Consider the following 13,099-nt stretch of genomic DNA (forward strand, 5'->3'; position numbering starts at 1 on the left):
ATGAAAACACATTTCATAGCCATAGGCGGAAGCGCAATGCACAACTTGGCATTGGCATTACACAACAAAGGATATCAGGTTACGGGAAGTGACGACGCTATTTTTGAACCTTCAAAATCACGTTTGGAAAAAAAAGGAATTCTGCCTGCTGAGCTGGGCTGGTTTCCCGAGAAAATTACTGCCGATATTGATGCTATAATCCTTGGGATGCACGCCAAAGCAGATAATCCCGAGCTTTTAAAAGCACAGGAATTGGGACTTAAAATTTATTCGTATCCTGAATTTTTATACGAACAGTCCAAAAATAAAACCCGTGTGGTCATTGGCGGTTCTCACGGAAAAACAACGATCACTTCGATGATTCTGCACGTAATGCATTATCACAATATAGAAGTGGATTATATGGTAGGAGCACAATTGGAAGGTTTTGACACGATGGTACATCTTACCGAGGAGAATGATTTTATGGTTCTTGAAGGAGATGAATATCTGTCTTCGCCAATTGACCGTAGACCTAAATTTCATTTGTATCAGCCGAATATTGCCTTGATTTCGGGGATCGCATGGGATCATATCAATGTTTTTCCAACTTATGATTTTTATGTAGAACAGTTTGAAATTTTTATTGAAAAAATCACAAACGGCGGAATTTTGGTTTACAATGAAAATGATTCTGAGGTGAAACGTGTTGCAGAGAAAGCTACAAATCCAATCCGTAAAATTCCTTATACAACACCAAAATACGAAGTGAAAGACGGAGTAACATTGTTAGAAACTCCAGAAGGGCCAATGCCTATAGAAGTTTTTGGTGCGCATAATCTAAATAATTTGGCTGGTGCCAAATGGATCTGCCAGAATATGGGAGTTGATGAAGCTGATTTTTATGAAGCGATTGCGAGTTTCAAAGGAGCATCGAAGCGTTTGGAAAAAATTGCTGAAAGCAAAACCAAAGTAGCTTATAAAGATTTTGCCCATTCCCCAAGTAAAGTTGCAGCAACGACAAAAGCCGTAAAAGAACAATATCCAAACCGTACCGTTGTGGCATGTTTAGAACTGCATACTTACAGCAGTCTGAATGCCGAGTTCCTTAAAGAATATGAAGGTGCACTGGAATATGCTGATGTTGCCGTGGTGTTTTACTCTCCTGATGCAGTAAAAATCAAGCAGCTGGAAGAAGTAACCTATGAGCAGATTGCCAAAGCTTTCAATAGAGAAGATCTGATTATTTATACCAATCCGGCAGCTTTCAAAGAATATCTGTTTAATCTGAATCTTGAAAATGCAGCCTTATTATTGATGAGTTCTGGAAATTACGGCGGATTGAATTTTGATGAGGTAAAAGAGTTGATTTTATAGTTTATCAATTAGAAAATTAGATATAATGTGCCAATTGTTTATACAGCTGGCACATTTTTTATTTTACATATTTAAAATGCCCGGCGATCTTATAAGCAAAGAGACAATCCTCTAAAACCTGCCCGTGTCCAACATTGTGAACTATCAGGTTTCGTTTTCCATCTTCTGATTTTTTATTCGTAATGATGCCTATATGGGGTAATTGTCCGTTAATCATCCAAGTTACTATTTCTCCCGTTTTATAATCGCCTGCATTTTCTGTAACAGCTAATTTTGTTCCTTTTCTTTCGAAAAAAGTTTCCAGATTTGGTACTCTCCGATGATCGATATTCGTGTCTGTTTTTGTCATTCCCCATTTCTTCAAATTTGGATATTTTGAAAAATTGGCTTTCATGTCTTCGTGAACCTCTTTTTGTAAATCAATCCCAAGTTTTCTGTATGCCCGAATAATCACATCAGTGCAGACGCCTTTGTCTTTTGGGACATCTCCATTTGGATATTTTATCGAAGTATAGGTAGGATCATAATCTATTGAAGGATTAATTATGGAAATAGCTGCTTCAGATAATTTTTCTTCAAATGTGATGGGCCTTTTTATCGTTATGAAGGATGAGGTTTTATTTTTATTTGTTTGATTACAGGAACATAAAAATATAGAAGCTAGTAATATAGAAATGTATCTCATCTTTTTTTGTTTAAAATTAAACATATTTACAATAGTATATAAATTTAATTTGATTGAATTTTCTTCTTTTTTGTGTAGTTTAGCTAAATATGATATTTTATATGAATCCAAAGGTTAATGTAATAAAAACAACAAGTGAAAATCCCGACTTTGTATTGCTGATACAAACTTTTGATGCTTATTTATGGGATCGTTACCCTAGACTGAAAAAGGATTATTGGGGAAATAATTTAATTGAGTTTAACACCAATGTTTTTATTGTTTATTTAGATGAAAAAGCGGTGGCTTGTGGCTGTTTTAAAAAATATAATAAAGAATCAGCTGAGTTAAAAAGGATGTTTGTTTTACCAGAGGCAAGGGGATTGGGTATGGCTCAATTGGTAATTAAAGAATTGGAAGCAGAAGCGAAGAATCAGGGGTTCGAAGTTTTGATTTTAGAGACTTTATATAAACAAACTGAAGCTATTAATTTTTACCAAAAAACTGGTTTTAGGATAATAGACAATTATGGACCTTATGTAGGTTTGGCAGATAGCGTTTGTATGAGTAAATCGATTATTTAAATTGTATAACAATGGAATCAGGTAATTTTCCAATAACACATTGGGCTGAAGACGACAAGCCCCGCGAAAAATTAATGCTCAAAGGCAAAAGCGTTCTGAGCGATGCCGAATTAATCGCAATTCTCATTGGTTCTGGAAACCGAAATGAATCGGCGGTAGATTTGAGCAAAAGAATTTTGGCCAGTGTCGATCATAATTTAAATACTTTAGGGAAACTATCTATTTCACAATTAATGAATTTTAAAGGCATCGGCGAAGCCAAAGCGATTTCGATAATTTCGGCTATGGAATTGGGCAGGAGGCGGAGAAGCGAAGATGTAGTAGAGCTGACAAAAGTAACTTCAAGTAAGATGGTTTTTGATGTGATGCATCCGATAATAGGGGAGCTGTCGCACGAAGAATTCTGGGTTCTGTTTTTGAACAACTCTAATAAAATACTTTTCAAAAAGCAGTTGAGCAAAGGCGGAATGACTGGAACGATGGTTGATATTCGGATTGTTTTTAAAACTGCTTTTGAGCAAAATGCAACTTCTATAATTTTGGTACACAATCATCCCTCTGGAAAATTACGGGCCAGTGATGCTGATATCTTAATAACAAAAAAAATTAAAACTGCCGGCCAGCAATTAGATATTTCGGTTCTCGATCATTTAATCATTACCGAAAATGGCTATTATAGTTTTGTTGATGAAGGAATATTTTAATTTTTGTAAATCTTCATGGGCTTTGTAATGAAGGGAAATGTATTTTTGGAGAAACGTTAAATATTATTGAAGTCAATATTGTTTGAAATGTTTTTCCTGTACCTTTGGAACGCCTCTTTTCGAGGGTAATTTTATAAAAGAAATAAAGTCTGTATTTTGAAAGTGCATTCACCTGTAATTAAAAATGATTTTAGTTTTTAGGTTAATCTGCATTGTGTTGATTTTGATTAAATTAAAAATAATGAACAGGCTGTTTTTTTGACAAACATTTTAAAATAATTGCAAATACATGTTATCTTCTAAAATAACCGATATATTCTTTGATTTGGATCATACGCTTTGGGATTTTGATGCCAATTCAGAACTGGCTTTTGAAGCTATTTTAACAAAACTGCATCCAGCAATCGAAATTACCGCTTTTATAGAAAAATATATTCCCATTAACCAGGCCTGCTGGAAATTATATCAGTATGATAAAATTACGCACGCAGAGTTAAGGTATAATCGGCTTAAACATACTTTTGATGCTTTGGAATATTTTGTTTCCGACGCACAGATAGAAAGCATGGCAAATGATTATATTCAGTTACTGCCCGAAAATAACCGCTTGTTTGACGGAACGATAGAAGTACTGGAATATTTAGAAAAAAAGTATAAATTGCATATCATTACCAATGGCTTTGCAGATGTGCAGTATAAAAAAATAAATAATTCGAATATTGCAGGTTTTTTCAAAACCATTACCAATTCAGAAATGGCAGGTGTTAAGAAACCCAATCCGTTTATTTTTGAGTATGCTCTTAATCAGGCTCAAGCCAATAAAGAAAACAGTGTTATGATTGGTGACTGTCTCGAGGCTGATGTACAGGGAGCTTTAAATGCTGGATTGGAAGCTATTTTTTTTAATGATAAAAAAATTAAAGTTGAACAAGATATTAAACAAATAACCCATTTATTAGAACTAAAAAAATATTTATAAGTCATGAAGTCAAAATTTTTATACCTATTACTGCTTGTTTCAAGCTTTGGATTTTCACAATCAATCAATGATTATACAGGAGTGATTATTCCTTTGAAATATGATTTCCTTAAATCTGAAAATCAGTACCGCCTTGCTACATTAACTAAGGTTAATTTAAAAAAAGCTGGTTTCGAAGCTTTTTATGCTAATGAAAATTTTCCGGGCGGGTACAATGACAGATGCAGCTTATTGAATGTAGATGTAATAAGAGATAATGGATTTTTAGTAACGAAGCTTTATGTAGTTTTTAAGGATTGCAGCGGCAAAGAGATTTATAAATCTGAAGTTGGGAAAAGTAAAGAGAAAGAATATGATGTAGCTTATGCTGAAGCATTGAATATGGCTTTTGAGTCTGTATATGCATTGCATTATAAATATGATGGCACGCCGGCTGTTAATAATGGATATACAGGAATGGCTGCAGTTCCACAGGGAGTACAAGCAGCACCTGCTGGAGTTACTGCAGCAGCAGCGGTGGCAGTAAGTGTTCCTAACAGCAGTACCGAACCAGACGGCTCAGTATTATTTGCACAGCCAATAAAAAATGGATATCAATTAGTAGACAGTACGCCAAAAGTCGTTCTGAAAGCTTTTAAAACAACTAATCCATCTATATATATGGCATCTAAAGGGGATATACAAGGAACATTGGTTCTAAAAGATAACCAATGGTACTTTGAATATTATGAGAAAGATACTTTAATGTCTGAAAAAATTAAAGTGAAGTTTTAATTTCAGGAATAAAGAAAATTTTCCTAATAATATAAAACCTCGGTGGCTCTGCTCCGAGGTTTTTTGCTTGTACTAAATCTATATCTGATAATTTTGTAGCTTTAATTAATATCCATATTTATCTTTCCAGCGGTTTTTCAGGAATTCACGGGTTGTATTTTCTCTGGAATTCTGTCCCGGAACATAAATTGGTGTGTTACTCAATGCTTCTGGCAGGAATTCCTGTTCCGCAAAATTGTTGGCATAATCGTGCGAATATTTATAATCCTCACCATATCCCAATTCTTTCATTAATTTGGTAGGAGCATTGCGTAAATGGATTGGTACTGGTAAATCTCCAGTTTGTTTTACTAATTGCTGTGCTGTGCCAATCGCTAAATAAGAAGCATTGCTTTTAGGCGAAGTAGCTAGATAAATAGCGCATTGGCTGAGAATAATCCGGCTTTCTGGATAACCAATAGTTGATACAGCCTGAAAAGCATTATTGGCCATAATAAAAGCGGTTGGATTGGCATTGCCAATATCTTCACTGGATAAAATCAGCATTCTTCGGGCTATGAATTTAACGTCTTCACCACCTTCAATCATCCGTGCCAGCCAATATACAGCTCCGTTAGGATCGCTTCCGCGGATCGATTTTATAAAAGCCGAAACTATGTCATAATGCTGTTCGCCGCTTTTGTCATACAAAACAGTATTTTGCTGAACTAATTCAAAAACGCGGTCATTGGTGATCGTAATTTCGTCTTCGGCGGAGGCGTTTACGACCAGTTCAAAAATATTTAATAGTTTGCGCCCGTCACCGCCAGAAAGACGTAATAAAGCTTCTGTTTCTTGCAGTTTTATGTTTTTTGAGGCTAAATAAGTGTCCGTTTTCATTGCTCTTTGCAATAAATGCTCTAAGTCAGCTTTTGTAAATGCGTTCAGAATATAGACTTGACAACGGGATAATAAAGCGGGAATAACCTCAAAACTTGGGTTTTCGGTTGTTGCACCTATTAATGTAATCCATCCTTTTTCAACCGCAGCCAATAAAGAGTCTTGCTGTGATTTACTAAAACGATGAATCTCATCAATAAACAAAATAGGATTTTTAGCAGTGAATAAACCACCGCTTTGTTTTGCTTTTTCAATTACGTCCCGAATATCCTTAACCCCTGAATTAATGGCGCTCAATATATAAAATGGACGGTTAGACTCTTGAGCAATGATTTGTGCCAAAGTTGTTTTTCCAGTTCCAGGAGGGCCCCAAAATATCAAGGATGGAATAATTCCCTTTGCAATCTGTTGTGTCAGCGAGCCATTGGGACCTACCAAATGGGACTGGCTGATGTAGTCTTCAAGTTTTTGTGGGCGTATACGTTCTGCTAATGGTGCTTCCATGCTGTAAAATTAAGCAATTTTTATATTTTTTGGAGCTATTCCAGCTCGGCATTACAAGTCCTCGTCCCGCTGACAAAATTTTTAAGTGTTTGCAAGAGCTTCTTGCTGTCGCTTTGTAAACCCAAAAAATTTAAGTCAGCAGGACTGCGGGCTTTCCATTTCGATCAGGGCTAAGAGATTTGTTTTCGTAAAAGCATTTATTTTATATGACAAAATAACACTAAATTGCTTTTGGACTCATTTTTGATTCGTTTTAAATAGTTTTAATTAGCTTAATAAGTGTTCAGAATAATGGAAGAAAATCATTTTAAATTCAGCAATGCAGTTCTAGGAGTACCGCTTTTTTTTGTGCTGTTCTTATGGTTTGTTTATTGGCTGGAAATTCGTTTTGGATTCGATTTTGACGATAATGGAATTTTGCCGAGAACTTTTTCAGGAATGCAGGGCATAATTTTTAGTCCATTCATTCATTCGAATATTGAACATCTTTATAATAATTCAATATCATTATTAGTGCTTCTGGTAGCACTTTTCTTTTTTTACAGCAAAGAAGCAGTAGGAATTGTGGTTTACGGAATTCTGCTTTCCGGAACTTTGACATGGTTTATTGGAAGAGAAAATTATCATATTGGCGCCAGCAGTTTGATCTATGTATTGGTTTCGTTTATTTTTTTCAAAGGCCTGCAGACCCAATATTATAGATTAGTTGCCTTGTCTCTCACAGTTGTAGTTTTATATGGCGGAATGGTTTGGTATGTTTTTCCAAAAATTGACGAAACCATTTCTTGGGAAGGTCATTTATCTGGACTGATTGCCGGTTTTATACTTACTTTTTTCTATAAAAAGACAGAATTTAAAAAAGTGATAAAATACGATTGGGAAAGGCCGGATTATGACCCCTCCGAAGATAAATTTATGCAGCGGTTTGATGAGAATGGTAATTTTGTCAATTTGCCAAAATCTGAAATAGTAGAAGACGAGTTAGTAGAAATCAATCCTTTTTTTCTGTCTAATTCAAATGTTGTCTACGATTATATAGAAGATTCAGAATCTATCAATAAAAAAAATGAATCAAAACCAGAGTCTTGATTCATTTCGTTTTATCTAAATAGTGAAAAATTTAGATTTTAAATTTCAATCTAAAATCTAAATTCTGCAATCTAAAATTATTAGCTTCTCTGTCTTACAGTTTCATATAAAAAAGCACCGCAAGCAACAGAAACATTCAATGATCCTATAGAGCCAAACATAGGAAGTTTTGCTTTCTCATCTACAATTTTAAGCACTGAAGGATTTACCCCTCGGTCTTCTGATCCCATAATGATTGCTAGAGGTTCATCTAAAGAAATATCATAAATATTTTGGTCTGTTTTTTCGGTAGCAGCAACAGTTTTTATACCGCTTGCCTGCAAAAGAAAAATTGCATCTTTAATATGTTCTACTTTACAAATCGGAATATTAAATACCGCACCTGCCGAAGTTTTTACAGTGTCACCGTTTACTGGAGCCGAACCCGCTTTTTGAACAATAATTCCGTTTACCCCAGTACACTCAGCAGTCCTGATTATTGCTCCAAAATTACGTGCATCCGAAATTTGATCTAAAATTAAGAACAATGGTTTTTTGCCATTTTCAACAACAGTATCTATCAGGGTTTCTAAATCAAAAAACGAAATAGGGGAGATGCTTGCTACGGCTCCTTGATGGTTATTGGGAGTTAATCGGTTTAATTTTTCTACGGGAACATAGGAGAAATTGATATTGCCACGTTTCATTACTTTCATTAAGTCCTTCATCAATTCGCCACTAGTTTCCTTCTGAATATAAACTTTATCCACTGTTGCTCCAGCTTGAATAGCTTCAATTATTGCTCTTATTCCAAAAATTTGATGTTCTTTTTCCATGAGGCAAATATAGGTATAATGTTTTTATAAAAAAAAACCGTTCTGAGTTAACAAAACGGTTTTGGTATTAATTATTGAACAGGGCTTAATTTCCACTAGCCCACCAAACAGGAGTATAAAAACTTGATACAACAGTTGCATTAGTATTTAACGTTCTCTCTGATTTTGGAGTTATTAATCTCACAGGAATCTGTTTAGTTGAACTGTTTTGATTAGGTGTTAATACAGGGAATCCTGTTCTTCTCCAATCATTGTATGGTTCAGTTGAAGTGAACAAAGCAATATATTTTTGTGTAATAATGTTTTTCAAAGTAACTGTAGCTGCCGCGCTTGTAGCAAATGTAGTATCGTCAGCCCCAGTAACATTTATTAAAGAAGCGCTTACAGCAGCTTGTAATGCAGTTTGAGCAGCGGCAGTATTTCCTAATCTAAATTGTGCTTCTGCTTCAATAAATTTAATTTCACTGAAAGTAAAAATATTTAAAGAAGTATTTGGTCCTCCAGCGATATAATCTCCAATTTGAGATGTTACGCCATCTGCATCTGGTGATTCAGGTGCAGCTCCAACATAATTGCCATGTTCATCTGCAAGTGCATAAAATGGTAAACGTGGATCTGCAGTAGTATTTAATAAATCAATAAAATATTTACCCATCCCGATGTATCCAGTTCTTTGATTATTAAAAGCATACCATGAACTTTGATTGTTACCTCCGTCAAAAGTCGCTACTAAATTATCGGAATTTACATCTTTAACAGTTCCTGTGAACGATTTTTGTGCATAAGTCAATGCTTTTTGTGCAGCGACAGTACTTCCGTCTTTTATTGTTAACCTCATAGCATATCTTGCTTTGATAGCATAAGCAAGTTTTGTCCACTTATCAGTATTTCCTTTATAAAAAATATCGTCAACTCCAGGTACAGAAATATTAGCACTTAAAGGTTTTGCTAAATCTGCTATTGCTATATCCAGATAAGATTGAATTCGTTCAATTACGTTTTTTTGAGTATCGTATTTAGGTGTAAGATTACCTTCATTGCCTTGAAATGCATCCGAAAAAGGAATATCGCCCCAGGCATCAGTTGCATACCCCATATTAAGAGCTAATATTATCCTTGCCATACCACCATAGTAGGGATATGTTGCTTCAAATTTCTGTACTATCGTGTTTGCATTAATACCAGCTTGGTAAATGTTACCCCAATCACCTTCGTTGTCTAATTCTGTCAGGATATATTGTCCCGCTTCAGCAGATTGAAATGCATTACCATTAGTATGCTGCGTAAATATAGTAAAGCCTCTTGATAAATTACCTACAGAGTTATTAATTGTCCCAACTTCAGCACCTGTAAGTAATGTAGTTGGATTAGATAATGCGGAAGGTCTATTAGGATTTTCGTTAAAGGTTTCTAATTCATTTGTACATGAATTTAGAGATATCGCTCCTAATATTATAGATAAATATATTATTTTTTTCATAATATTAAAAATTAAGTTTTAATGTTAAAGCGTAGCTTTTTGAACCTGGATTATTAAAATAATCAAATCCACTTGTGTTAGAACCTGATCCAGCAAATGAGTTTTCAGGATCTACTCCATTATAATTTGTAATTATAAATAAGTTTCTTGCTGATAGAGTTAAAGATGCATCTCTAATAAATGGCGCACTATTTGAAAGAAGTTTTCCGAAATTGTAAGCTAAACTAATGTCTCTCATTCTTACCCAGTTAACATCTTTTTCAACTTGTTGCTCATTTGCAGCTCCTGAATCACCTAAATAGCTATTGTAATAAACTTTATTTGATATAGCCTTTGTATTTGGTGTACCCGCCTCAGTAACTCCTGGAATAACATAAGTAGCTGTTCTATCTTCAGCAGACTCTTCGGTAATTCCAAGTCTATTAAGTCTTGCATGTGTACCATTCCAGATATCTCCACCTTTTCTGATGTCAAGAAGGAAGCTTAATGATATATTTTTGTAGCTGAAATTATTTCTTATGCCTGATAAGAAATCTGGAGTTGGATTACCAATGATTTGAGATGCAGATTGAACTAACGGTATACCATTTGTATCAATAATTAAATTGCCAGAACCGTCTCTTTCCCATGCTGTTCCGTACATAACCCCTAAAGGTTGGCCTTTTATGATTGTTGGAGTTACATTACCTGAGAAGAAATCGCTTCCCATACTAGAGTAATTAAGATTATCTGCAACGTCAGTTACTTCATTTACGTTTTTACTCCAGTTAATATTGATATCCCATTTGAATTGAGTATTTTTTAAGATATCGTATCCTAATTCAACTTCTAGTCCTCTGTTTTGAACAGTTGGACCATTAGTGTAGTAGTTGCTAAATCCTGAAGACGCAGCAATTGGTGCTAAAATCAATAAATCATAATTAGTAGATTGGTAAGCACTCATGTTTAAACGTAATCTTTTGAACATTTCTAATTCTAGACCTACTTCAAATTCTTCGTTATGCTCTGGTTTTAGATCTGGATTGTTACGTGTAGTTGAATAGCCATACGCACCAACACCATTATAAGGAGTATACAATTGCGGACCAAATGTATCATAATAATAAGGAGTGGTATAAGTAGTAATTACATTATAAGGATTTGGCGAAGCATAAGTACTTGCGTACGCTCCTCTTAACTTAGCTAAATTAACCCATTCTGGCATATCAAGCGTTTTGTTCATTAACCATGATGCACTTACTGCTGGGTAGAAATACGAACTATTATTAGTTGGTAATGTACTAGTCCAGTCATTTCTTCCTGTAAGTGTTAAAAATAATTGGTCATATAAACCTAGCTCAACTTGTGCATAAATACCTCTTTTTATTTGTTGGGTATCATAGTTTGTAGGTGTAAAAGTTGCAAAGTTACTTAGGTTATACAAATTAGGAGTAAGCATTGTAGATCCTACAGTGTACAAGTCATTTGAGAACTTTGAGTTGATAGATAATCCAGCATTATAACTTAGAGATAGATTATCATCCATAAATTTAAAATCACCATTAAAAATCAAATCAAGATTATAAAGGCTTGCAGTATAAGTATCTAATATTACTTGACCAGTTCCATCTCCAGTTGAGTTACCATTACTACTATAAGAATAGTTTTGTTGTGCATGAGTAGTATAAGTGTCTACACCTGCTCTTAATAATGTGTTAAAAGCTTTACTTTGGTTGTAAGTAAGATGTCCACTGATGATGTTACGATTTGTTTCATCAGTATATGTATTATTATTTACAGTGTAATACGGATTATCGTAAGCAGCAAAATAGTTTTTGTTAGTTCCTACACTTGTCTCGTATTCTCTTAGGTCATAACTTGCAGGAGTTCTAAATAAAGAGAGCATAATTCCTGCTACGTTACTTCCTTTTTGTGCTCTTACTCCTCCAGTATTAGAGTATTTTATATCTGCTCCAGCTTTTAATTTGTCTGTTATGTTATATTGGGCGTTTATACTAAGGTTTGTTCTTTTTAGAGATGTATTCGGAACAATCCCTGTTTGATCTGTATGGCCTAAACCAAGTCTAAAACTCCCTGTGTCACTACCTCCTGATAAAGCAACATTGGTTGTACTTGTAATCCCGTCTTGAAAGAAATTCTTTGGGTTGTTTACAGCTGTAAGTCCTGGTACACTAGAGATTTTTGGTCCCCAGCTTTGATTAGTTCCATTTGTTTGAGCAAATCCGTCTGAGCCATATACAGCAGGTGGTAAATAAGTTGTTCCATTAGTTCCAGCTGCATATTCAAGTTGAATTTTTGGTAACATGCTTACTTGGTCAATTGACATAGAACTTGTTAATTCAACACCTATACCAGTTTTTTTTCTTCCTTTTTTACTAGTGTAAATGATTACACCATTTCTAGCATTTTCACCATAAATAGCTGCAGCTGCACCACCTTTTAAGACAGATACACTTTCAATGTCGTCAGGATTAATATCGACAGCTCTGTTAGAGTCATCAACACCACCTATATTCGTTCCTGAACCTGCATTGTTGTTGATTGAGTTGTCGATTATTTGCCCATCTAAAACGATTAGAGGTTGGCTGGATAAACTAATAGATTTTTGACCTCTAATAATGATTCTACTAGAAGCTCCAGGTGTTCCTGCTGATCCTGTTACTTGGATTCCTGCCGCTTTTCCTGCAAGACTTTCAATAATGTTAGGTTCGTGTGAGTTTTGTAAATCTTCACCTTTTACTTGTGAAGTAGCGTATCCTAATGCTTTTTTCTCTTTTTTGATACCTAATGCGGTAACTACAACGCTTTCTAATTGTGTTGCATCACTTGCAAGTCTAACATTTAGAGATGTTGAACTTGCTGACTTCTCAGAAGATTTCATCCCAACATAGCTAAATACCAATACATCGCTTGGTGCTGCTTTGATAGAATACTTACCATCGAAATCTGATTGAGTTCCATTTTTTGTTCCTTTTACTAATACACTCACACCTGGTAAAGGCATACCTGCATTGTCGGAAACAATTCCTGAAACAGATCTTTCTTGCGCAAAAGTTACTTGCGCCACTAGTACTATAAGAAGTACTAAGAATCCATTGAACTTTAGTTTCATTTTTAAATATTTTGAATTAGTACTGTAAAAATCATAATAATTTGTTAACTATCCTAATATCTAAAACTCTTTTTTTTTGTTAAGGTTAAAATTTAACATTATAACTTATAGTTATGTTTGTGTTATATTTTTTTTGATTTCTTTCGTTATCATTTTTAT

At 34.6% G+C, this 13,099-nt stretch carries 11 protein-coding genes; 6 read left to right on the top strand and 5 right to left on the bottom strand.

Annotated features, from left to right (window positions below; all coding sequences use genetic code 11):
• Window positions 1-1,356 carry a UDP-N-acetylmuramate--L-alanine ligase gene (locus IRZ80_RS02240; protein ID WP_194639866.1) on the top strand — a complete coding sequence of 452 codons (1,356 nt, stop codon included), beginning with the start codon at window positions 1-3 and terminating at the stop codon, window positions 1,354-1,356.
• 58 nt (window positions 1,357-1,414) lie between these two features.
• On the opposite strand, the gene IRZ80_RS02245 is transcribed toward IRZ80_RS02240, so the two are convergent.
• Entirely contained in the window at window positions 1,415-2,041 is a 627-nt protein-coding gene (locus IRZ80_RS02245; RefSeq protein WP_228520775.1) for a DUF1287 domain-containing protein, read from the bottom strand.
• A gap of 101 nt (window positions 2,042-2,142) precedes the next feature.
• On the opposite strand from IRZ80_RS02245, the gene IRZ80_RS02250 reads away from it, so the two are divergent.
• From IRZ80_RS02250 to IRZ80_RS02265, 4 genes are all read left to right on the top strand, one after another.
• Complete coding sequence (locus IRZ80_RS02250) at window positions 2,143-2,604, top strand: GNAT family N-acetyltransferase (protein WP_194639869.1); 462 nt, start codon at window positions 2,143-2,145, stop codon at window positions 2,602-2,604.
• Window positions 2,605-2,615: 11 nt separating this feature from the next.
• Entirely contained in the window at window positions 2,616-3,308 is a 693-nt protein-coding gene (radC, locus tag IRZ80_RS02255) for a RadC family protein (RefSeq protein ID WP_194639871.1), read from the top strand.
• A 289-nt stretch (window positions 3,309-3,597) separates the two neighbouring features.
• On the top strand, window positions 3,598-4,287 hold the full coding sequence (locus IRZ80_RS02260; protein ID WP_194639873.1) for a YjjG family noncanonical pyrimidine nucleotidase: 690 nt from the start codon (window positions 3,598-3,600) through the stop codon (window positions 4,285-4,287).
• 3 nt (window positions 4,288-4,290) lie between these two features.
• Window positions 4,291-5,061 carry a hypothetical protein gene (locus IRZ80_RS02265; protein WP_194639875.1) on the top strand — a complete coding sequence of 257 codons (771 nt, stop codon included), beginning with the start codon at window positions 4,291-4,293 and terminating at the stop codon, window positions 5,059-5,061.
• A 105-nt stretch (window positions 5,062-5,166) separates the two neighbouring features.
• Here IRZ80_RS02265 and IRZ80_RS02270 read toward each other — a convergent pair whose 3' ends face one another.
• Complete coding sequence (locus IRZ80_RS02270) at window positions 5,167-6,444, bottom strand: replication-associated recombination protein A (RefSeq protein WP_194639877.1); 1,278 nt, start codon at window positions 6,442-6,444, stop codon at window positions 5,167-5,169.
• Between the two features lie 291 nt (window positions 6,445-6,735).
• Between IRZ80_RS02270 and IRZ80_RS02275 the strand changes: the two genes are divergently transcribed.
• A complete protein-coding gene (locus tag IRZ80_RS02275) occupies window positions 6,736-7,533 on the top strand; it encodes a rhomboid family intramembrane serine protease (RefSeq protein ID WP_194639879.1) in 798 nt (265 codons plus the stop codon).
• Window positions 7,534-7,613: 80 nt separating this feature from the next.
• Here the strand turns inward: IRZ80_RS02275 and rlmB are convergent, their stop codons facing one another.
• The 3 genes from rlmB to IRZ80_RS02290 form a co-directional block, all read right to left on the bottom strand.
• Window positions 7,614-8,348, bottom strand: coding sequence for a 23S rRNA (guanosine(2251)-2'-O)-methyltransferase RlmB (gene rlmB, locus IRZ80_RS02280; RefSeq protein ID WP_194639881.1), 735 nt, complete (start codon window positions 8,346-8,348; stop codon window positions 7,614-7,616).
• Window positions 8,349-8,433: 85 nt separating this feature from the next.
• Window positions 8,434-9,828 (bottom strand): SusD/RagB family nutrient-binding outer membrane lipoprotein, encoded by a 1,395-nt coding sequence (locus IRZ80_RS02285; protein WP_194639884.1) that lies wholly within the window; start codon window positions 9,826-9,828, stop codon window positions 8,434-8,436.
• Window positions 9,829-9,832: 4 nt separating this feature from the next.
• Window positions 9,833-12,940, bottom strand: a complete 3,108-nt coding sequence (locus IRZ80_RS02290) for a SusC/RagA family TonB-linked outer membrane protein (RefSeq protein ID WP_194639886.1) — start codon at window positions 12,938-12,940, stop codon at window positions 9,833-9,835.
• Between the last annotated feature and the right edge of the window lie 159 nt (window positions 12,941-13,099).

Origin of the sequence: Flavobacterium sp. HJJ (assembly GCF_015351475.1) — a bacterium.
Taxonomy (GTDB): domain Bacteria; phylum Bacteroidota; class Bacteroidia; order Flavobacteriales; family Flavobacteriaceae; genus Flavobacterium; species Flavobacterium marginilacus.

What these genes read in the sequence shown, in the direction of transcription:
- IRZ80_RS02245 (WP_228520775.1), bottom strand. Translation starts at nt 2,041, where the DNA reads ATGAGATACATTTCTATATTACTAGCTTCTATATTTTTATGTTCCTGT.
- IRZ80_RS02260 (WP_194639873.1), top strand. Translation starts at nt 3,598, where the DNA reads ATGTTATCTTCTAAAATAACCGATATATTCTTTGATTTGGATCATACG.
- rlmB (WP_194639881.1), bottom strand. Translation starts at nt 8,348, where the DNA reads ATGGAAAAAGAACATCAAATTTTTGGAATAAGAGCAATAATTGAAGCT.
- IRZ80_RS02250 (WP_194639869.1), top strand. Translation starts at nt 2,143, where the DNA reads ATGAATCCAAAGGTTAATGTAATAAAAACAACAAGTGAAAATCCCGAC.
- IRZ80_RS02265 (WP_194639875.1), top strand. Translation starts at nt 4,291, where the DNA reads ATGAAGTCAAAATTTTTATACCTATTACTGCTTGTTTCAAGCTTTGGA.
- IRZ80_RS02275 (WP_194639879.1), top strand. Translation starts at nt 6,736, where the DNA reads ATGGAAGAAAATCATTTTAAATTCAGCAATGCAGTTCTAGGAGTACCG.
- IRZ80_RS02285 (WP_194639884.1), bottom strand. Translation starts at nt 9,828, where the DNA reads ATGAAAAAAATAATATATTTATCTATAATATTAGGAGCGATATCTCTA.
- radC (WP_194639871.1), top strand. Translation starts at nt 2,616, where the DNA reads ATGGAATCAGGTAATTTTCCAATAACACATTGGGCTGAAGACGACAAG.
- IRZ80_RS02290 (WP_194639886.1), bottom strand. Translation starts at nt 12,940, where the DNA reads ATGAAACTAAAGTTCAATGGATTCTTAGTACTTCTTATAGTACTAGTG.
- IRZ80_RS02240 (WP_194639866.1), top strand. Translation starts at nt 1, where the DNA reads ATGAAAACACATTTCATAGCCATAGGCGGAAGCGCAATGCACAACTTG.
- IRZ80_RS02270 (WP_194639877.1), bottom strand. Translation starts at nt 6,444, where the DNA reads ATGGAAGCACCATTAGCAGAACGTATACGCCCACAAAAACTTGAAGAC.